This window comes from Candidatus Aquiluna sp. IMCC13023 (assembly GCF_000257665.1).
In the GTDB taxonomy this organism is placed as follows: Bacteria; Actinomycetota; Actinomycetes; order Actinomycetales; family Microbacteriaceae; genus Aquiluna.
Genome location: NZ_AJKR01000003.1, coordinates 305,420 through 325,422 on the forward strand (window position 1 = coordinate 305,420; position 20,003 = coordinate 325,422).

Here is a 20,003-nt window from a genome sequence, read left to right on the forward strand (position 1 = left end):
CCGCCTCTTTGCTTAATCCTGTTACAGGGTGACGATGTTTACTACTCGTCGGCCTGCCTTTGCGCCGAATTTGACTGCACCTGCCGCAAGTGCGAACAAAGTGTCGTCCTTACCGCGGCCAACATTTACTCCCGGGTGGAAGTGAGTGCCGCGCTGGCGAACGATTATTTCACCGGCATTGACTGCCTGACCATCGTGACGCTTCACGCCCAAACGCTGAGAGTTCGAGTCGCGGCCGTTACGTGTGGAGCTAACTCCCTTTTTGGATGCCATTGTCTAACTCCTAGTTACTTGATCTCTGTGACCTGGACGCGGGTCAAGTCTTGACGGTGACCCTGGCGCTTCTTGTATCCGGTCTTGTTTTTGTATTTTTGAATCGAAATCTTTGGGCCACGCAACTGGTCAAGAACCTCTGCAACAACCTTGACCTTGGAAAGAGACTGTGAGTCTGAGGTGACCTTGTCACCATCAACCAACAAAACAGCCGGAAGCTCTATGGAGCCCGAAGACGCTTTGATGCGGTTCATGGTCACGATGGTGCCGACCTCAACCTTTTCCTGGCGTCCACCAGCTCGAACAATTGCGTAAACCACTTTTTGACCTAACTATTAGGGGAAATCTTGTTGAACCACAGAACGTGAGCAACAGCCTCGAAGTTTAGCAAATAAACCAAGAGTGAGCAACACTCAACCGCGTTTTACTCGGTTGTAGTTGATAGCTTACCCGCTGATGTGGCGCGTCGACGTTTTGGCTTAGGCACATTCTCGGCTTCTGGGAGCGAATCAAGCACGGCGTTTAGGATTTCTGTCTTGCCTTCCGGCTCTTTCTTTAGCTGTAGAAGGGCTTCATCACTCGAATGACCAGCACTCGCTATTTGATTAACCACATTCTTGAATGCGTCTGCCTGCTCCGCCGTTACTACTTTTTTGACTACAGTCGGCTTAGTCTTCTCTTTCTTCTTGGTTCGCTTATTCTCCGAAACCTCCGGCATCCTGAACCTCGGCTCGTCATGAACCACTACGCCTCTTCCAGCACAGCAGTCACAGGGCTCTGAGAAAGTTTCAAGTAATCCGAGACCAATTTTCTTTCTGGTCATCTGGACAAGCCCAAGTGAAGTAATTTCGCCAACCTGGTTTTTGGTGCGATCCCTTGATAGGCACTCCAATAGGCGCCTTCGCACCATTTCCTGGTTTGACTCTTGAATCATGTCGATAAAGTCCACCACGACGATTCCGCCGATGTCGCGCAATCTAAGCTGTCGAACAAGTTCTTCGGCTGCCTCAAGGTTGTTCTTGGTGACTGTCTCTTCGAGGTTTCCGCCGGATCCGATGAATTTTCCAGTATTCACATCAACAACTGTCATGGCTTCGGTGCGATCAATAACCAAAGAGCCACCGGAAGGAAGAAATACCTTTCTGTCGAGGGCCTTGATAATTTGATCCCCGAGTCGATAGCTATCGAACACATCCTCGCTTGCGGTGAACTGAACCAAACGTTCAATTAGCTCAGGCGCCACAGACTCCAGATACTGTCTGATGGTCTCTAGGGACTCTTCCCCCGAAACAACAAGCTCAGTGAAGTCCTCGTTGAAGACATCGCGAATGATTTTTACCAACAAGTCCGGTTCACTGTGAAGAAGCGTCGGGGCTTTACCCTTTGCTACCTCGCTGTTTATGTTCTCCCACTGCATCTTTAGTCTTTCAACATCCAGGGTGAGCTGATCTTCGGTAGCACCCTCTGCAGCGGTTCGCACGATAACACCAGCGTCTTCAGGCAAAGCGTGCTTCAAAATTTGCTTCAGGCGCTGCCTCTCGCCCTCTGGCAGCTTCCTAGAAATTCCAGACATATTTCCGCCGGGAACGTAGACAAGGAATCTTCCAGGTAGTGAGATCTGCGAGGTGAGCCTTGCCCCTTTTTGGCCAACCGGGTCCTTGGTTACTTGAACCAAAACTTGGTCGCCAGACTTTAGTGCTAGCTCAATTCTTCTGGGCTGGTTCCCAGTTTCAGCGGCATCCCAATCGACCTCGCCCGAATACAGAACAGCATTCCGGCCGCGTCCAATGTCAACAAAAGCGGCTTCCATGGAAGGCAGTACGTTCTGCACCTTGCCAAGATAAACATTTCCAATGAGTGACCCGCCCTGGCTTTCGGCTACGTAGTGCTCGACCAACAGGCCGTCTTCGAGAACTCCGATTTGAACCCTGGCATCCTTCTCGCGAACAACCATTCGACGATCGACAGATTCTCTTCTTGCCAAGAACTCTGACTCGGTAACTGCAGTCCTGCGGCGACCAGTGTCTCTTGAATCCTTGCGACGTTGACGTTTTGCAGCGACCCTGGTTGACCCGGAATCTTTTTCTTCGGCAGGTTCATCGTTGGTCTTTGGCTTGGCCTCACTCTCAGGCTTGCTTCGCTGTCTGGTTCTAGTAGATGCGGACTTAGTCGGAGCGGACCTAGTAGCAGCTTCAGAAGTTTCCTCCTCGGCAAGCTTGCCACTTCGAGGATTCACCTTTGGAGTAGGGAGGTCTGGTGCCTGGAAAAGCAGCTGAATGCTCAGTGGCTTCTTAGGCTCGTCCTTTTTTTCGACGACCTTTGTTGAAGCTTCTTTTTTCGCTGCCGGTTTTTTGTCGACTATTTTCTTGTCGACTATTTTTTTCTCGACTGCTTTTTTCTCGGCCACTTTTTTAGCAGGTGCCTTTTTTGAAGTCGTCTTTTCTGGAATTTCTTTTTTCTCAGCCACTTATGCCTTTGTAGCCCTTAGGTCCACACCCGCCGAGCCTGTTCTAGTGATTCAAGCCTCAGCCGGAACCTAATTCTTATTCTTCGGGGCATATCGCTCTCCGAAAAAAATCTTTGATGTATGTGTGAATACATCTTCCGTAAGTATGTCACGACTTGTTACCAAAATGCGATAATTGAAAGATGCTATTTCCAATTGCCCTTATCTCAATGGGCGTTATGGGCTGGATCGCAAGCTTCGGCTTGACGCTCGAGCGACTCCACGTCGCCGAAAATCCGGATGCCAGCACCTCCTGTGACATTTCTCCCATCCTGAGCTGCAAGTCCGTCATGCTGAGCGAACAAGCGGCCCTCCTAGGATTTCCGAATCCCTTGATCGGCTTGGCCGCATTCTTTGCACCGATCTTGGTGGGAATGGCGATTCTTGCAGGGGCAAAGTTTGCACCATGGTTTTGGCGACTATTCCTGCTGGGACACTTATTTGGGCTTGGTTTTGCCATTTGGCTCTTTACACAGTCCGCTTACGTAATCGGATCGCTGTGCATCTACTGCATGGTGGCCTGGGCAGCGACTATCCCATTGTTCTGGATGATTTTGGGCCGCACTATGCGGGATGGCAACCTGGGCAATAAAGAAAAGCTCGGGGAGTTTGTCTACTCGTGGAGCTGGGTTTTCACGCTCATGACCTATTTAGTGCTGATCGTATTGATCTTGATCCAGTTCTGGGACTACTGGATAACTCTCATCTAGCTGTTACCAGAGCGAGTGCTAGCTAAACCAGAGCGCGAGCTCTCGTGCAGCGCTTTCGTCTGAATCTGAGCCGTGAACCAGGTTCTGAACAACCTTCGTCCCCCAATCCCTTCCGAGGTCGCCCCGGATGGTACCCGGAGCCGCAAGTGTTGGCTCAGTGGACCCGGCAAGAGATCTAAATCCTTCGATGACGCGTTCGCCCTCAAGTGCTATTGCAACAACTTCGCCAGACAGCATGAAATCCATCAAGGGCTCATAAAAAGGTTTTCCCTCGTGCTCAAGGTAGTGCTGAGCTAGAAGCTGTCTTGATGGCTGAAGTTTTGCAAGTTTCGCGACCACATAACCCTTTTGCTCGCAGCGTCGAATAATTTCGCCGATTAGATTACGACGAACCGCGTCCGGCTTACATAGAACTAGTGTCTGCATTTGGATCCTTTTCGTTCAGCTTTTCATAATTTTCTCTTGCTTTGTCTATTGTGCCACCGGCCACCATCGCCCAAATCCACATTCCGGCTACCATTGCGCCGATCACAAACATGCCCCAGAGCCAGAAGCCAGAAGCCAAAACCGCCACCTGAATCCCCCAGCCAATGAAGTAACCCCATGGCTTCGATAACAGGGCGGGCGTCAGAATACAAAGAAGAGCGACGCCCAGTCCAATTGCCCAAATGATCTCAACGCGCGGCAAATTCGGGCTTACGTCTGATGCCTTTAGCCCAAAAGCGGTGAGGGTCGCGAAAAATACCACAAAGGCCTCGAAACTAAGTGCGATTGATCCGAGAGCTCGTTTTGAAGACCTTTTACTCAACTTCTTGCCCGTCCTGATCGTTCATGTTCGAATTTTCCAGCTGAAGCTTTTCAAGCACTGCTCCCACAAGGTACAGCGACCCGGTTATAAATACAGGCCTATCCGTGCTCACCCCAAGCCTAATTGCCTGCTCGTAGGCCGACCAGAACTCCAGGACTATTTCATCGACAATTAGCCCCTCATCGGAAAAGCTGTTAGCAAGCTCAAAGGCCGGAAGACCTCGTTCACCAGGCGCCGAGGTAACTATGAGGTGGTCGAATACCCCAATTAGTTCCTGGGCCGAAGACTGAATGTCTTTTTCTCGGAGCATTCCAACGACACCTATTGCTTTTGGCGCTCCGAAGTGCCACTGAATAGAGTTCCTGAGGCTTACCAGGCCAGCTGGGTTGTGGGCACCATCGATTACGACCAGCGGTTGTTTACTTATGACCTGAAGCCTCCCAGGACTGACAGCATCTGCGAGAGCGCTCCTGAGCACCTCGTCAGCGATTGCTCTTCCAAGAAATGCCTCGGTAGCGACAATTGCGGTTGCCGCGTTTTCTGCTTGATGTTGGCCAATGATTGGCATCCAAAGCTCGGGATACTCGGCCCAAATTCCTTGCACGCTAAACCTGGTTCCGAAGCCATCTGGGCTTATCTCCGAGTAGCCAAATTCATCGCCGGCAATCAAAACTTCCTGAGGTGCACTTGCGCGCAGGATAGATGCCACGCTCTGCTGCTGAAAGCTTGACACCACAATCGAATTCTGCTTTGTAATGCCGGCTTTTGTTTGGGCAATCTCCTCCACGGTGTCACCGAGAGTTTCCTGATGATCAAGGTCTATCGCCGTGAAGACCGCAACATCTGCATCGGCAACGTTGGTAGCATCCCACTCTCCGCCGATTCCAACTTCAAGAACCAAAACATCGATCGGAGCATCCGAAAAGACGTGAAAAGCGAGTGCAGTGAAGGCTTCGAAGAAAGTAAGCGGGTCCTCCCCTTTGTCGGTGAGCTCCTGGTCCACAAGCTCTAGTAGCACCAGATTTTCCTGGTAAGCCTCGATGATCAACTGATCTTCTACCGGCTCACCATCAAGGGCAATGCGCTCGTTGAAAGAGACCAGATGGGGGCTGGTCAACCTGCCGGTTCTCAACCCGTGCTCCCTGAGTAGCCGCTCAATCATTCTTGCTGTCGAACTCTTACCGTTGGTGCCAGTGATGTGAATTACTTTGTAATTGTTTTGGGGGTTTCCCATCATTTCGACTAGTCGTCTGGTGGGCTCCAAGCGAGGCCTTATTTGGTTTTCAGGCCTCCTTGCGTAAAGGGCAGCAAGAACCTCATCGATAGATTGAGGTTGGCTTTCTAAGGTCATTTTTTGGCCAACGTGATCGCGATGGCCCCGGTTTCGCCTACTGAAAGCGGCGCTGATATCTGACCGGCAGCAATTTCTATGTCGCTGGACAGGGTTTCCCTTGATATCAAATCGGAATGAGTTTCCAAAGCGGTTACCGATTCCTCATCGCAAACAAGCTTCAGGGAAATGCGGTCCGAAACATCAAGCCCGAAATCTTTCCTAGCCTGCTGAATGTGTCGAATCGTGTCTCTGGCAAGCCCCTCTGACTGAAGCTCCGGCGTAAGTCGAGTGTCAAGCAGAATGAATCCCGAACTGGTCACCCCAACTGCAAAATCGCTGGACTCATTGTCCGCAACAAGAGTCAATTCATACTCGGGCTCCATCAGCAACGTTCCATCAACGAAGATCCCCTCTGCCAACTGTTCCCAGTTGCCCGACTTGGCTTGGCCAATGATTCGTTGAACATCCTTGCCAACCCTGGGTCCTAGAGCTCTAGCGTTTACGGACAGCGATTGCTTTAGACCGAAACTCGAGGAGGTTTCGGCGTTGGCCTCCACGATGTCCACGGCCTTCACGTTGAGCTCATCAGCCAACAACTCGGCATAATCTCGAAGAGAATCAGAACCAACTACAGCAACCGTTATTTTTGCAAGTGGCTGCCTTACACGAACCCCAGAGGCCTTCCTCAAGGAAAGCCCGGAAGATGCCGCCTCGCGGATTGCATCCATGTCCCGAACTAGCTGAGCATGCTCCAAGAACTCCTCGGCCTCCGGCCAGCTCTCGAGATGAACGGAGCGACCGTTAGTTAGACCGCGCCACATTTCTTCGGCCACCAGCGGCAGCATGGGAGCGATCACTCTGAATGCAGCTTCTAGAACCGTGTAGAGAGTGTCGAAGGCATCCTTGTCGCCTTCCCAGAAACGATCTCTGGAGCGCCGGATGTACCAATTAGTAAGCACTTCAGCGAAATCACGAACTTTGGCAGAGGCCGCGAAGCTGTCAAAAACGTCAAGATCTGAAGTTACCGAGTCAATAAGTTCTCGGGTTTTAGCAAGAATATATCGGTCTAATAACTGAGTTGAGGCCATCGATGGGCTCGCAGTGTAGCTGGAGGCGTTGGCGTACAGAGCAAAGAAGTAATAGCTATTCCAAAGCGGCAAAAGCGCTTGACGAACACCTTCTCGAATGCCCTGCTCGGTAACTGAAATATTTCCGCCGCGAAGAATCGGGCTTGACATCAAAAACCATCTCATTGCATCAGAGCCGTCACGATCAAATACCTCATTGACGTCCGGATAGTTTCTTAGCGACTTAGACATCTTCTGCCCGTCATTGCCCAAGACAATCCCGTGGCTCACCGCGTTTTTAAAAGCCGGGCGATCAAATAACGCCGTGGACAAAACGTGAAGGGTGTAAAACCAGCCCTTGGTTTGCCCTACGTACTCGACTATGTAGTCGCCGGGAAAATGCGAGTCAAACCAATCCTGATTCTCAAACGGATAGTGAACCTGCGCAAACGGCATCGATCCAGATTCAAACCAGCAATCCAAAACCTCCGGCACTCTTCTCATCGTGGACTTGCCGGTTGGGTCATCAGGATTTGGTCTCGTTAGCTCGTCAATGACTGGCCTGTGGAAATCGGTGGGGCGAACACCAAAGTCGCGCTCCATTTCATCGAGCGAGCCGTAGACATCAATCCTTGGGTAATTAGGATCGTCCGATTTCCAAACCGGTATCGGAGCTCCCCAGAACCGGTTTCTTGAAATTGCCCAATCTCGAACGTTCTCAAGCCATTTTCCAAAGCCACCGTTTTTGGTGTGATCAGGAACCCAGTTGATCTCCTGGTTTAGTTCAAGCATTCGGTCTTTGACTTTTGTGGTCTCAACAAACCACGATGAAACCGCCTTGTAAATTAGCGGATTCTTGCATCGGTAGCAATGCGGGTAGCTGTGATCATAAGACGCTTGCCTTATTAATCGACCACTCGCTTTCAAGTCTTGAGTGATTGGCTTATTCGCCTCAAATACATGCTGCCCTTCGTATGGAGCGATCAAAGAGGTGAATTCGCCTCTTTCATTGACTGACACATAAGTTGGAATGCCAGCAGCATTGCAGAGCATTTGATCATCTTCTCCATAGGCAGGGGCTTGGTGGACAATTCCGGTGCCATCCTCGGCAGTTACGTAGTCGCCGACTAACACCTGCCAGGCATTTTCAATGCTGAACTTACTGGCATCGGTGTAGAAGTCAAAGATTGGCTCATACCTAAGGCCACCTAGATCAGAACCGAGATAAGTCTTAGACACAGCGGCCTGTGCGCTCTCAACATCTTCGAAACCCAGTTCTTTTAGATAGTTAGGCAAAAGCGCCGAAGCGATCAAGAATTTTTCATCACCCAAGTCACTGTTTTTAGCATTCACCAAGGAATATTCGATATTCGGCCCAACGGCCAATGCGAAGTTAGTTGGGAGCGTCCACGGCGTTGTCGTCCATGCAAGTATTTTTACGCCTGAAAGTTCACCTTGGCTCGTTACCGGAAAAGTGACAGTTACGGACTGGTCCTGTCTATCCCGGTATACCTCATCGTCCATCTTGAGTTCGTGATTTGAAAGAGGAGTCTCGCATCGCCAGCAGTAAGCCAGGACCTTGAAGCCCTCGTAGATCAACCCTTTGTTGTGGAGCTGCTGGAAGGCCCAGATAACGCTCTCGGTATAGTTCTGGTCCAGAGTCTTGTAGTCATTATCAAAATCGACCCAACGGGCTTGTCGAGTGATGTAGCTGCGCCAGTCCTCGGTGTACTTCAGTACAGAGGTCTTGCAAAATTCATTGAACTTAGCGACTCCATATTTCTCGATTTCTGGTCGACCGGATATGCCCAAGAGTCGTTCCGCCTCAACCTCTGCAGGCAACCCATGGGTGTCCCAGCCGAACCTGCGTTCAACCCGCTTGCCCCTCATGGTTTGGTAGCGAGGCACCAAGTCTTTTGCGTATCCAGTTAGAAGGTGACCGTAATGCGGAAGTCCGTTGGCAAAGGGAGGGCCGTCATAGAAGACGAACTCCGGAGCGTCAGCTGCGGCTCGCTGGTCAATTGATTCTTGAAAAGTTCCGTCTTTATCCCAGTAGGCCAGCACCTCCTTTTCAAGTTCTGGAAAGGACGGCGAGGCGATTGGCCCTTGAGAGGAATTGCGGTGCTTTGGATACATCACGGCTTTCGGAGAAGTTACGGTCAAGAACAATGTTAATCTAGAGACTACGAATATACAGAGGTCATACCTATTGAATAACTACATTCCCGAGCCACTAAGGCCCGCCAGCGTTCCAGAAAAAGCCTCCGTAGAGGGCTTAGAGGCCAAATGGGCCCCTGTCTGGGAGGCAAATAAAGTTTATGAGTTCGATTCTCAAGCCCTAAAAAGCGACATCTACTCGATCGATACTCCTCCACCAACAGCTTCCGGTTCCCTGCACGTTGGCCACGTTTTCAGCTATACCCACACTGACGTGGTAGCTCGCTATAAGCGAATGAACGGCAAGGCCGTCTATTACCCAATGGGTTGGGACGACAATGGCCTTCCAACTGAAAGAAGAGTTCAGAACTATTACGGCGTCAGATGCGACCCTACGCTGCCATTTGACAAAGATTTCCAACCTCCCCAAACAGGCGGAGATAACAAGTCATCAAGAGTGCAGGACCAGCTTCCGATCTCTAGGCAAAACTTCATCGCGCTGTGTGAACAGCTAACCGAAGAAGATGAGAAGACCTTTGAAAACCTATGGAGAAATCTAGGCCTGTCGGTTGACTGGGCACAAAGTTATAGAACTATCTCCAAAGAGTCGCAACTTGTTTCCCAGCGTGCATTTCTGAACAACCTAGCTCGCGACGAGGCTTACTCGCAGATGGCACCAACACTGTGGGACGTGAGCTTTAGGACCGCAGTGGCTCAGGCGGAGCTCGAAGACCGTGAGATACCAAGTGCATATATCCGAATCGGGTTCGATGGTCCGGATGGCAAGATCTATATCGAAACCACTAGACCAGAGCTAATTCCGGCCTGTGTTGCGCTGGTTGCTCACCCCGACGACGAAAGATACGCACACCTCTTTGGCAAGACAGCCAGAACTCCGCTATTTGGGGTGGAGGTTCCGATTTTGGCCCATCGATTGGCACAAATTGACAAGGGCTCGGGCATTGCAATGATTTGCACATTTGGAGACGTCACTGACGTCATCTGGTGGCGCGAACTAAAGCTTCCGAATCGGCCCATAATCGGGTTTGATGGACGAATACTCCAAGATGCGCCCGAGGCGATAGCAGCCAGCAAGGGTGCTGATCTATACGCGGAGCTGGCAGGCAAAACCGTCTTTAGCGCCAAGGAAATTTTAGTCAAGTCCCTGCAGGCTTCCGGCGACATGGTCGGAGAAGCCAAGCCGATTACCCACCCTGTGAAGTTCTTCGAGAAGGGTGAGAAGCCTCTAGAAATAGTATCCACCAGACAGTGGTACATAAAAAATGGTGGCAGCGACAAAAAACTTGGAGAAAGACTAGTAAGCCTCGGCAAAGAAGTTGCCTTCCACCCGGATTTCATGCGAGTTCGTCTTGAAGACTGGATCAACGGACTAAATGGCGACTGGCTAATTTCTCGCCAACGCTTCTTCGGCGTCCCGTTACCGCTGTGGTATCCGTTGGATGCCGAAGGCAATCCGGACTATGAAAACCCTATTGTTCCCAACGACACCCAGCTCCCAGTCGACCCGTCTAGCGATACCCCAGACGGCCATGAGGAGTCAATGCGGGGGCAGGCAAATGGATTTATTGGCGAACTAGACATCATGGACACCTGGGCTACAAGCTCCCTGACGCCCCAGTTAGCGGGCGGATGGCTATCGAATCCAGAAAAGTTCGCGAAGGTCTTTCCCTACGACCTAAGACCTCAGGGTCAGGACATTATTAGGACATGGCTGTTTTCAACCTTGGTTCGCTCTGAACTAGAACACGGCCAAGCCCCCTGGAAGCACGCAGCTATTTCCGGTTGGATCCTAGATCCAGATCGCAAGAAGATGTCAAAGTCCAAGGGCAACGTAGTCGTTCCAAACGAAATCCTCGAGACACACGGTTCAGATGCGGTTCGATACTGGGCCGCCAGTGCGCGACTTGGAACCGATGCCGCGTTCGACGAAGGTCAGATGAAAATTGGCAGAAGGCTTGCAATTAAGCTTCTAAACGCTGCCCGCTTTGCCCTTAGCTTTGAACTTCCAGCCGGCGTCACGGCGGTTACGGAACCGATTGACAAATCTATGCTTGCTAGCCTCCAGGAAGTAATTGCCGCATCAACAGAAGCCTTCGAGGGCTACGATCACACTAAAGCGCTTGAAAAAGCAGAGTCCTTTTTCTGGACCTTTACCGACGATTACCTTGAGCTAGTAAAAGAACGTGCCTATGGTCAAGGTGACTTCACTGAACAGGAAAAGGGAAGCGCAGTTATAGCTCTTAGACAGGCCCTGGGGGTATTGGTTCGACTATTTGCGCCATTCATTCCCTTTGCAGCCGAAGAAGTCTGGAGCTGGTGGCAGGACGGCACTGTCCACAAGTCCTCCTGGCCAACTTCCGACGAGATATCAGGCGAAGATTCTGGGCTTATGATCTTGGCGAGTGCTGCTCTGGTTCAAATCAGAAAGTCAAAGTCGGACAACAAGTTATCGATGAAGGCTGAGATTGCAACTGCGCTTGTCTCTGGACCAGTTGCCATGCAGAGCATGGCCAAGGACCTAGCAGCCGTTGGTCACATTGCCGAACTGAACTTCAAAGAAGCTAAAGAAGTGACTGTGACAGATCTAAGGTTTCAGCCGAATCAGGACTAGCGAGTTCTGATAGACCAGACAATTATTCCAGCGACAAGTGCCCAGAAGGCTCCGCCGATGCCGAATACCGATATTCCTGCTGCGCCGATAACAAAAGTTACAACCCCCGCAAGCCTTGTCGACTCGTCGCTCACTGCGGTTCTAAGTGACGATGCAAAAGTCTTTATGAGCGCGAGGCCGGCCAGCGCTAGTAGCAGCTCCCTTGGAACCGCCAGCACGAAGGCCGCAAAGACAGAGGCAAATAGCGCGAAAATTAGATAAACAACGCCGCCCCAGGCAGCGGCTTTCCAGCGCTTTGAGGGATCCTTACCGGCTCCATCGTCGGCATTCAGGGCGGCGGTGATGGCGGCTAGATTCAACCCAAAGCCCCCAAAAAAAGAAGTCACGACAGATCCAATCCCGGTAGCAACGAAGAGTTTAGAGGTCGGTAGCGGAAATCCCAGCCCGTTCATGATGGCTAGGCCCGGAAGGTTCTGCGAGGCCATAGTGATCAAATAAAGCGGGATTCCGATTGCGACTATTACGCCGACATCAAAAACGGGAGAAATCATTTCCAGGTTTGGCCAGAACGACAAGACCTCGAAGTCCGTGGCCTCTTGACTCATGGCAATGAGTGCAAAACCGATCACTATTGCTATCGGTGAAGCCCAAAGCGGAAGAAGTCGGTTGAGTAAAAGCCAAATAACAATTACTGGCATTATCAAGAGTGGAAAATCAACACTTGAGTGCACTGTCGCGGCCACAAAAGGGAAGATAACGCCCGCTAACATTGCAGCCGATATCTGGGGAGGTATTTTGGCGACTAGCCTGCTTAGAGCAGGCCATGCTCCGGTGAGGACCACCAGCAGGCTGCTAACTATAAATGCCCCGACAGCTGTTTCGAAACCGACCCCAAGCCCCGAGCTAGTTGCCAGAAATGCCGCGCCAGGCGTTGACCAGACGATGCTAATTGGCATTTTGAGCCAAATGCTGAGTGCAATCGACAACACTCCGTAGCCGATAAGCATTACAACTATTGCGGTTGCAGTCTGGCTCTGGCTTGCTCCCATGGCGCTCAGTCCAGCAATTGCTATACCGAAGGTTGCGATTGATCCGGTTGTGGAAGCTACTGTGCCAGCAAGGTAGGGCGTGATGGCAGCGTTTTTCATGGGTGCTGGTGCGTATCCGCTAGGCGGATTTGTCTTGAAGTGGCTTGCGGTGTGGCTGTATTTCAGGGATTGAACCGGTCTTGGCGACCTCTTCAGTAATCATTACAATGCCAGTGCTGTCGCCGCCAGGAAGCTCGTACATTATCGGACCGAGCAACTCTTCCAGGATAGCCCTGAGCCCTCTAGCGCCGGTCTGACGCTCAAGCGCCGACTCGGCAATATGCTCGATAGCACCGGCCTCAAATTCGAGATCGAACCCATCAATCTCGAACATTCTCTGGTACTGCTTTATGAGCGCATTCTTGGGTTCGGTAAGAATTTGAATTAGCGCAGACTTATCCAGCTCCTCCACGGTTGCAATTACCGGAAGCCTGCCAATGAATTCTGGGATGAGTCCAAATTTGCGCAAGTCTTCTGGCTGAACCTGCCTGTAGATATCTACGCCATCGTTCTTCTCTTTTAGCTCAGCACCAAAGCCAATACCCTTCTTGCCAGTTCGCTCTGAAACTATTGTCTCTAGGCCCGAAAAAGCTCCCGCAACTATGAAAAGCACATTGGTGGTGTCCAGCTGGATGAACTCCTGCTGTGGATGCTTCCTGCCGCCCTGCGGAGGTATTGAAGCGACGGTTCCCTCAAGGATTTTCAGCAAAGCCTGCTGGACACCCTCTCCTGAAACATCTCGAGTTATGGATGGGTTTTCAGATTTTCTTGAGATTTTATCGATTTCATCGATGTAAATAATTCCAGTTTCAGCTCGCTTGGGATCGTTGTCCGCAGCCTGGAGTAGTTTCAAGAGTATGTTCTCAACATCCTCGCCCACGTAGCCAGCCTCAGTCAAGGCGGTAGCGTCAGCGACCGCAAACGGAACGTTCAGTCGCTTTGCGAGTGTCTGTGCCAGGTAAGTTTTTCCGCAACCGGTTGGACCAATCATGAGAATGTTGGACTTAGCAATTTCTATGTCATCGTGCTGCTTGCCCGCGGCCGTAAGCGTGCCGGTCGACCTGATTCGCTTGTAGTGGTTGTATACCGCTACCGCCAGCTGCTTCTTCGCGCCATCTTGACCGATGACGTATTCATCCAGAAACCCCTTTATTTCTTTGGGGTTTGGAAGCTCCATTGAGGAGAGTTCCTTGGAGACGTTCTGCCCAAGTTCCTCTTCGATGATTTCGTTGCAAAGCTCAATGCACTCGTCGCAAATGTAGACAGCCGGGCCAGCAATTAATTTGCGGACTTGCTTCTGGCTCTTGGCACAAAACGTGCACTTTAGAAGCTCACTGGTCTCAGATAGTGTCATGACAAAACCCTATAGCGAATGGGCGACTTTTTTGCCGCGCCACTCGCCAAAGAGAATTAGAGCTTTCTAGAACTAAGAACCTGATCTATCAAGCCGTACTCCATTGCCTCTTGGGCAGTCAAGATCTTGTCGCGGTCGATATCCTTATTGACCTGCTCCAAACTCTTGCCGGAATGGTGGCTCAATGTGAATTCGAGCCAGTCGCGCATGCGCATAATCTCCTTGGCTTGAATCTCTATGTCAGAAGCTTGACCTTGTCCCCCGCCCCCCGACGAAGGCTGGTGGATCAGAATTCGAGCATTCGGCAGGGCAAGACGCTTGCCCTTAGCACCGGCTGCGAGCAGCACAGCTGCCGCGGAAGCGGCCTGACCCAAGCAAACAGTTTGAATCTGTGGCTTTATGTACTGCATGGTGTCGTAAATGGCTGTCAAAGCAGTGAAAGAGCCGCCGGGAGAGTTTATGTAAAGGGTGATGTCTCGATCTGGGTCTTGGGACTCAAGAACCAAAAGCTGAGCCATAATATCGTCGGCTGACGCATCGTCAACCTGAACGCCCAAGAACACAATGCGATCCTCAAATAACTTTGTGTATGGGTTGTGACGCTTGATTCCATAGGAAGTCCGCTCTTCGAACTCGGGAAGAATGTACCTGGCACTGGGTGCTGCCACTCGGCCCTGCGATGTCTCGATGAAACTCATAATTAGGCCTTTCCAACGCCGGTTGAGCGGCTTGCAAACTCTTGTATTTGGTCAATAAAGCCGTACTCGAGAGCTTCTGCAGCGGTGAACCATCGGTCGCGGTCTCCATCGTGCATTACCTCTTCAACGGTCTTTCCAGTTTGCTGCGCTGTGATCGCTGCAAGCTGACGCTTCATTGACATGATTAGTTCGGCCTGGGTCTGAATGTCTGAGGCAGTTCCGCCGAAGCCACCAGCTGGCTGGTGAAGCAAAACCCTGGTGTTTGGAGTGGCGTATCTCTTGCCCTTGGCACCGGAGGAGAGCAAGAACTGGCCCATGGACGCAGCCATTCCAATGCCAACCGTGACGATGTCATTTGGCACGTACTGCATGGTGTCGTAGATTGCCATTCCGGCGGTAATTGATCCACCCGGAGAGTTGATGTACAAGAAGATGTCTTTTTCAGAATCCTCGGCTGCTAGTAGCAAAATTTTGGCGCAAATCTCGTTAGCGTTTTCGTCCCTAACTTCGCTGCCCAACCACACAATGCGGTCTTTTAGCAGTCTGTCAAAAACACCTGTTCGCTCCATTTGGGGCATTGCCATTCAAATCTCCTTTAGCTACGTAGTCACTACGATAACTAGCAAAGTTGCAACAACGTGGGCTTGTTCGCCTTAGGCGTTAGACCTCGTATTTGACTTTGGCACCCTTGGTGTCAGTAATTTCAGCCTGCGCCACCAAAAAATCAACGGCCTTGCGCCTTTTCAGCTCATCAGCGTAGAAAGCAACCTGCCCAGAACTAGCGACCTGTTCAATGAACTGGTTCGGCTCCATCTGGTAGTTCCTGGAGGTGAAAGCTAGGTACTCAATCAATTCCTGGTCCTCAATCTTAATTTCTTCCGCGTCGACAATGGCATCTAGTAGCAATTGAGTCTTGAAGCCCTTTTCAGAGTCTGCTGTTACTTCCTTGCGGTGAACCTCGTCCTCTAGACGACCTTCGCCCTCTAGGTGTGCGTCAACTTCCTTCTTGACCGCCACGTCGGACACCGGAATATTTGCTTTAGCGACAAGTTCCTCAACAATTTTGTCTCTAGCCTGCAGCACCTGCTTGCGACCCAGCTGCTCGGCAAGCTTGGTTTCTAGATCCTTTTTTAGCTCGGCTAGCGTGTCAAACTCACTGGCCAGCTGGGCAAAGTCGTCGTCCGCCTTTGGAAGCTCGCGCTCTTTTACAGCCTTCAAAGTGACGGAAACCTCGGCTGCCTGTCCTGCCATCTCGCCGCCGACAAGCTTCGAGCTAAAGGTTGTGGTCTCACCAGCAGTCAGAGTCTCTAGCGCCTCGTCAATTCCGTCCAGTAGTTGCCCGGAGCCGATTTCGTAGGAAATGTCCTGAGCGGTGTCGATGTCCTTACCGTCCATCGTTGCTGTTAGGTCGATTGTGGTGAAGTCGCCGGTCTTAGCTGGCCTGTCAACTGTCTTGAGAGCGCCAAAGCGCGCGCGAAGAGCATCAAGCTCAGTGTCGATATCCATTTTGGCTACCTTGACTGGCTCGACTGTTACCGCAATGTTCTTGTAGCTAGGAAGTTTGAATTCTGGGCGAACCTCAACCTCTAGAGAAATAATTAGCGGCTTCTCCATTTCAGCAGCGTTCGGCGCTGAGCTGACGTCGGCTTCGGGAGTCCCAAGTGGCTTTAGCTTCTCAGCCACCAGTGCTTCGCGGTAAAAAGTGTCCATGCCATCGTTGATTGCCTGAGCAATGATCGAGTCCTTACCAACGCGTTGATCCAAAACCGAGGAGGGAACCTTGCCCTTTCGGAAACCTGGGATGTTCACCTGAGTTGCGACTGACTTGTAGGCCTTGTCCAGTGTGGGCTTGAATCCCGCCTGATCAACTTCGATTGTCAGTTTTACTCTGGTCGGGCTCAGTTTTTCAACGGTCGTCTTCAACTTATCTCCATGGTTGGGGTTTTTCGTCAAGCAATTTGTCGGGATGACAGGATTTGAACCTGCGACCCTCTGTTCCCAAAACAGATGCGCTACCAAGCTGCGCTACATCCCGAACATTCTTGACCAAAGGTCAGGAACTCGACCACTCTACCCCATAGAATGATGTCTCGTCTAACAAAGACGTGCGAGTGTAGCTCAATGGTAGAGCCTCAGTTTTCCAAACTGATGACGCGGGTTCGATTCCCGTCACTCGCTCCAAGCAAAGACAGTATCGAAACCGGCCTTCACGCCTTTTGGCAACTAGAACACCAATAAAGCTTCCTTGAATTCAGAACCTCAATCGAAATCGGATTCAGGCAATTTCTGCAAGTTAACCCTTCACGCTTATAGACAAAATATCGATCTACGATTGCGGGCCTTCCCTTCAGGTAGTCATCTCTTGTCAGCATGATTCCGGTCCTGACACCAATTTTCATGAGTGCCACGGCATCGAACCACATTTCTGCAGCCACCTTGCTTGGAACCAATTGACCCGGAGTGTATGGGTTCAGGCCAGCGCGAAATAGTAGCTCCGCTCGATAAACGTTGCCGACCCCAGCAATTACGCTTTGATCCATTAGCAATTGCCCGATTACAACCTTGCTACTTGCCACCTTTGTGAGAAATCGCTCAAGCTCGTGATCACCCGGGTCTATTCGAAGGGGATCTGGACCTAGCCTGGCCTGTTTCGCAATGACCTCTAACTGATCAAGCACTTCGCACGATGTTGGGCCAACAACGTCTGCGACTTGGTCAGTGCTAATAAATCTTGCTCGAACTTGCCCTATTGGATCAGGAGGCGTTTCCTCGAAACTTCGAAAGCGCCACTTGCCGTAAATACCTAGGTGAATTCTCACTGTTGCAGCCTCAAAGCCAAGATAAAGCTGCTTACCAAAAGCCTCGCTCGTCACTAGTTTTTGACCAGAAACTAGTCTCGCGTCGGTAAAGCGCCCTTGCGGAGAAGTCAGCTCGACTGTTTGACCTAGAAAATGTTTCGAAAAATGTTTTGCCGTTCGGTGAACGGTATGGCCCTCTGGCATCGGATTAGTAAATAACCTCTCCGGTGTTTTCAAACTGCATCAGTTTCCCAATCCGCCGCACGTGTCGCTCATCATTTGAAAATGGCTGAGTGATGAATATCTTTATTAGCTCGAGCACTTCAGCGTTGTCATGCTGCCTGGCCCCAATTGCCGCAACATTTGCGTCATTGTGGTCCCTTGCAAGCTGCGCAGTTTCCTTGTTCCAAATAAGTGCTGCCCGAATGCCCTTTACTTTGTTGGCAGACATTTGTTCACCATTTCCACTGCCGCCAAGCACGATACCAAGGGCCTCTTCGCCAGCGACTTGGTCTCTGGCAACCGCTAAAGCAGCTCGGATACAAAATCCCGGGTAATCATCCAAAGCGTCATAAACCTTCGGGCCGTGGTCCATAACCTCGTGGCCAAGTTCAGTCAGTGAATCGACTAAAAACGCGCTCAACTCCATGCCGGCGTGGTCGGTTGCTATGTGTATTTTCATGCTATCCCGCTGTCTCTAATTGGTAACTGGCAACAAAGTCTTCTGGCTTGTCCATTCTGAGCGCGAGGGCCTCACCCCAGTCAAGTTTTATAAAAACTGCAGACCCAGAACTTGGAATAAACGCAAGGGTGTTGGACGCGTAGCGCAGGCCCCAGCCGCCATAGTCTCTTGCCTTGAGGTGCATCGGGCCAACTGACTCGATTGCACCAACGGGCACTTTGAGAACCATTACACCTCGAAGCCTGATCTCTAGGTTTTCCCGAATCCTCAAACTGGGCTTAGCAGAAAATAACCAAACCATGATCGCAACTGGAATCAAAACCAACAAAAACCACTGACCAATAAAGAGGCTCTCATCTGTTTCCATACCCGCCTGAAGCAAGGTGGTGATGGTCACAACTAGAAGAATCAAGAAAAACAAGCCGATAAGTAGCGATTTCATCAGGGGCTTGAGTAACTTTGCCTTCACGCCGGAAACCTCAAGAGCAACAAGGCCGGACCAATAAAACACAAAACTAATAGTTACCAGCCACAAATAGCTGTTCAGGTCCAAAAACTGATCAGCTTGTCCGCTGACCCCCCAGTGGATGGCAACCGGATCCGGAAGCAATCCTGCTAAAGCCAGTGAAAAACTGACCGCGATAAACCCAATTGTTACAACAGGGGCCACCAAATAGATTGCGAGACGTGAGGAACTCATGTTTCCAATCTACTTCTTGTCTGACTTGGCATTCAACTTGGGCCGAGTGAAGCGCAAAATCATGGACGCGGTAAACGCAGTCAGAATTACATAGGCAAGAGTCAGGGCCTGAAGATTAACGCTCAGTACCGCAGGTGCGGCTAGGGCGGCTATCACGATTGAGAACTCACCGCGCGGAATCAAGAACGCAGTGGTTCGCCAAACCGCCAACCGGTCTGTGAGATCACGAGTGACCCACCAGCCAACAGCGTACTTGCCGGCAATTCCAACCACCGTGAGCACGAATGCAAGTGGCAGCACCGCCGGCAACTCCGACGGGTCGGTAGTTATACCGAAAAACAAGAAGAAAATTGCTGCGAAAATATCCCTGAGAGGCATCAGTCTGGATCTTGCTGCTTCAGCAACTTCACCGGTCAGCAACAGACCAATCAAGAAAGCAGCAACAACCCCCGAGAACCCCACGAGATCAGCCAGGCCCGCTGCCAACAGCGCAGTTCCGAAAACGGTTAGCAACAGCCCACCGGGCTCGTTCGGGTCCAGGAACTTTTGAAATCTAGAAGAGCCCTTGAAGCTCACAAGAATTACTAGGCCGGTGATTGCCAGTGCTAGCCCCACCGTCAATAGGCCGCTCCAGACGCTGACACCGAGAATAACCGCGGAAAGAAGCGGTAGGTAAGGAGCAAGAGCCAGGTCCTCGAATACCAGCACACCAATGGCACGCTTGGAAACCTCTGACTTCCTAAAGCCCATTTCCTTAATTAGCTGGGCTGCAATTCCCGATGAAGAAACATAAGTAATGCCGGCAAGAGCTAGGGCACCGGGAATCCCCCAGCCTAAGACGAAGCCAATTAGGAAACCAGGTGTGGCATTCGCGATGACATCAATGACACCGGCGCTCTTGCGCTCTTTGAAGGACTTAGCCAAGTCATACGCCGAATACTCAAGACCCAAGAGCAACAAAAGCATGATCGCGCCAATTTGAGCACCGGTAACTAAGAACTCTTCGCTTAGCGACAGAGGAATGAATCCCCCGTTACCAAGAGCCAGTCCTATCATCAAATAAAGAGGGACCACCGAGAACTTCATCTTGTTGGCCAAAAAAGCTACCAAACCGAGAACCAGGAGGGCCGCGCCAATCTCAGCGAGCTGTGCTGAGGTCTCGGGTGATGCCGCCGCCTTCAGGAACTGATTCATAAA

Annotated in this window: 18 protein-coding genes and 2 tRNA genes; 3 read left to right on the forward strand and 17 right to left on the reverse strand. The window is 51.1% G+C overall.

Annotation, left to right across the window (positions count from 1 at the left end; translation table 11 throughout):
- Positions 1-21 precede the first annotated feature (21 nt).
- From rpmA to IMCC13023_RS05270, 3 genes are all read right to left on the reverse strand, one after another.
- Complete coding sequence (rpmA, locus tag IMCC13023_RS05260; protein WP_040325248.1) at positions 22-273, reverse strand: 50S ribosomal protein L27; 252 nt, start codon at positions 271-273, stop codon at positions 22-24.
- A 14-nt stretch (positions 274-287) separates the two neighbouring features.
- Entirely contained in the window at positions 288-593 is a 306-nt protein-coding gene (gene rplU / locus IMCC13023_RS05265; RefSeq protein WP_007542036.1) for a 50S ribosomal protein L21, read from the reverse strand.
- A 104-nt stretch (positions 594-697) separates the two neighbouring features.
- Positions 698-2,740, reverse strand: a complete 2,043-nt coding sequence (locus IMCC13023_RS05270) for an Rne/Rng family ribonuclease (protein WP_007542037.1) — start codon at positions 2,738-2,740, stop codon at positions 698-700.
- Positions 2,741-2,922: 182 nt separating this feature from the next.
- Between IMCC13023_RS05270 and IMCC13023_RS05275 the strand changes: the two genes are divergently transcribed.
- The gene (locus IMCC13023_RS05275) at positions 2,923-3,489 is read left to right on the forward strand and encodes a vitamin K epoxide reductase family protein (protein ID WP_007542040.1); all 567 of its coding nucleotides are present in this window, start codon (positions 2,923-2,925) and stop codon (positions 3,487-3,489) included.
- Between the two features lie 18 nt (positions 3,490-3,507).
- Here the strand turns inward: IMCC13023_RS05275 and ndk are convergent, their stop codons facing one another.
- The 4 genes from ndk to ileS are packed head-to-tail and all read right to left on the reverse strand — an operon-like array spanning position 3,508 to position 8,833.
- A complete protein-coding gene (gene ndk, locus IMCC13023_RS05280) occupies positions 3,508-3,915 on the reverse strand; it encodes a nucleoside-diphosphate kinase (protein WP_007542042.1) in 408 nt (135 codons plus the stop codon).
- On the reverse strand, positions 3,893-4,297 hold the full coding sequence (locus IMCC13023_RS05285) for a DUF4233 domain-containing protein (protein ID WP_050816758.1): 405 nt from the start codon (positions 4,295-4,297) through the stop codon (positions 3,893-3,895). Before IMCC13023_RS05285 ends, ndk begins: the two co-directional genes overlap by 23 nt.
- Positions 4,290-5,648: a bifunctional folylpolyglutamate synthase/dihydrofolate synthase gene (locus IMCC13023_RS05290; RefSeq protein WP_007542047.1), complete on the reverse strand. Its 1,359-nt coding sequence runs from the start codon at positions 5,646-5,648 to the stop codon at positions 4,290-4,292. The genes IMCC13023_RS05285 and IMCC13023_RS05290 overlap by 8 nt, the downstream gene beginning before the upstream one ends.
- Positions 5,645-8,833 (reverse strand): isoleucine--tRNA ligase, encoded by a 3,189-nt coding sequence (gene ileS / locus IMCC13023_RS05295; RefSeq protein ID WP_007542055.1) that lies wholly within the window; start codon positions 8,831-8,833, stop codon positions 5,645-5,647. The genes IMCC13023_RS05290 and ileS overlap by 4 nt, the downstream gene beginning before the upstream one ends.
- Before the next feature lie 73 nt (positions 8,834-8,906).
- Here ileS and valS point away from each other — a divergent pair, with 73 nt between their 5' ends.
- Positions 8,907-11,486: a valine--tRNA ligase gene (gene valS / locus IMCC13023_RS05300; protein ID WP_007542057.1), complete on the forward strand. Its 2,580-nt coding sequence runs from the start codon at positions 8,907-8,909 to the stop codon at positions 11,484-11,486.
- Here the strand turns inward: valS and IMCC13023_RS05305 are convergent.
- The 6 genes from IMCC13023_RS05305 to IMCC13023_RS05330 form a co-directional block, all read right to left on the reverse strand.
- On the reverse strand, positions 11,483-12,634 hold the full coding sequence (locus IMCC13023_RS05305) for a benzoate/H(+) symporter BenE family transporter (protein WP_007542058.1): 1,152 nt from the start codon (positions 12,632-12,634) through the stop codon (positions 11,483-11,485). The genes valS and IMCC13023_RS05305 overlap by 4 nt on opposite strands.
- Before the next feature lie 19 nt (positions 12,635-12,653).
- A complete protein-coding gene (clpX, locus tag IMCC13023_RS05310) occupies positions 12,654-13,928 on the reverse strand; it encodes an ATP-dependent Clp protease ATP-binding subunit ClpX (RefSeq protein WP_007542060.1) in 1,275 nt (424 codons plus the stop codon).
- A gap of 56 nt (positions 13,929-13,984) precedes the next feature.
- Positions 13,985-14,626 carry an ATP-dependent Clp protease proteolytic subunit gene (locus IMCC13023_RS05315; protein WP_040325252.1) on the reverse strand — a complete coding sequence of 214 codons (642 nt, stop codon included), beginning with the start codon at positions 14,624-14,626 and terminating at the stop codon, positions 13,985-13,987.
- A 2-nt stretch (positions 14,627-14,628) separates the two neighbouring features.
- The gene (locus IMCC13023_RS05320) at positions 14,629-15,210 is read right to left on the reverse strand and encodes an ATP-dependent Clp protease proteolytic subunit (protein ID WP_007542064.1); all 582 of its coding nucleotides are present in this window, start codon (positions 15,208-15,210) and stop codon (positions 14,629-14,631) included.
- Positions 15,211-15,286: 76 nt separating this feature from the next.
- On the reverse strand, positions 15,287-16,549 hold the full coding sequence (gene tig / locus IMCC13023_RS05325) for a trigger factor (protein ID WP_007542066.1): 1,263 nt from the start codon (positions 16,547-16,549) through the stop codon (positions 15,287-15,289).
- Positions 16,550-16,587: 38 nt separating this feature from the next.
- Positions 16,588-16,661 (reverse strand) — tRNA-Pro (locus tag IMCC13023_RS05330).
- Between the two features lie 72 nt (positions 16,662-16,733).
- On the opposite strand from IMCC13023_RS05330, the gene IMCC13023_RS05335 reads away from it, so the two are divergent.
- Positions 16,734-16,807, forward strand: a tRNA-Gly gene (locus tag IMCC13023_RS05335).
- Between the two features lie 26 nt (positions 16,808-16,833).
- On the opposite strand, the gene IMCC13023_RS05340 is transcribed toward IMCC13023_RS05335, so the two are convergent.
- From IMCC13023_RS05340 to IMCC13023_RS05355, 4 genes are read right to left on the reverse strand one after another with little or no spacing between them, the layout of a single operon-like run.
- On the reverse strand, positions 16,834-17,628 hold the full coding sequence (locus tag IMCC13023_RS05340; protein ID WP_007542068.1) for an Fpg/Nei family DNA glycosylase: 795 nt from the start codon (positions 17,626-17,628) through the stop codon (positions 16,834-16,836).
- A gap of 4 nt (positions 17,629-17,632) precedes the next feature.
- Positions 17,633-18,106: a ribose-5-phosphate isomerase gene (locus tag IMCC13023_RS05345; protein ID WP_007542070.1), complete on the reverse strand. Its 474-nt coding sequence runs from the start codon at positions 18,104-18,106 to the stop codon at positions 17,633-17,635.
- A gap of 1 nt (position 18,107) precedes the next feature.
- Positions 18,108-18,806, reverse strand: coding sequence for a DUF1648 domain-containing protein (locus tag IMCC13023_RS05350; RefSeq protein WP_040325254.1), 699 nt, complete (start codon positions 18,804-18,806; stop codon positions 18,108-18,110).
- 9 nt (positions 18,807-18,815) lie between these two features.
- Positions 18,816-20,000 (reverse strand): cation:proton antiporter, encoded by a 1,185-nt coding sequence (locus tag IMCC13023_RS05355; protein WP_007542079.1) that lies wholly within the window; start codon positions 19,998-20,000, stop codon positions 18,816-18,818.
- Positions 20,001-20,003 lie beyond the last annotated feature (3 nt).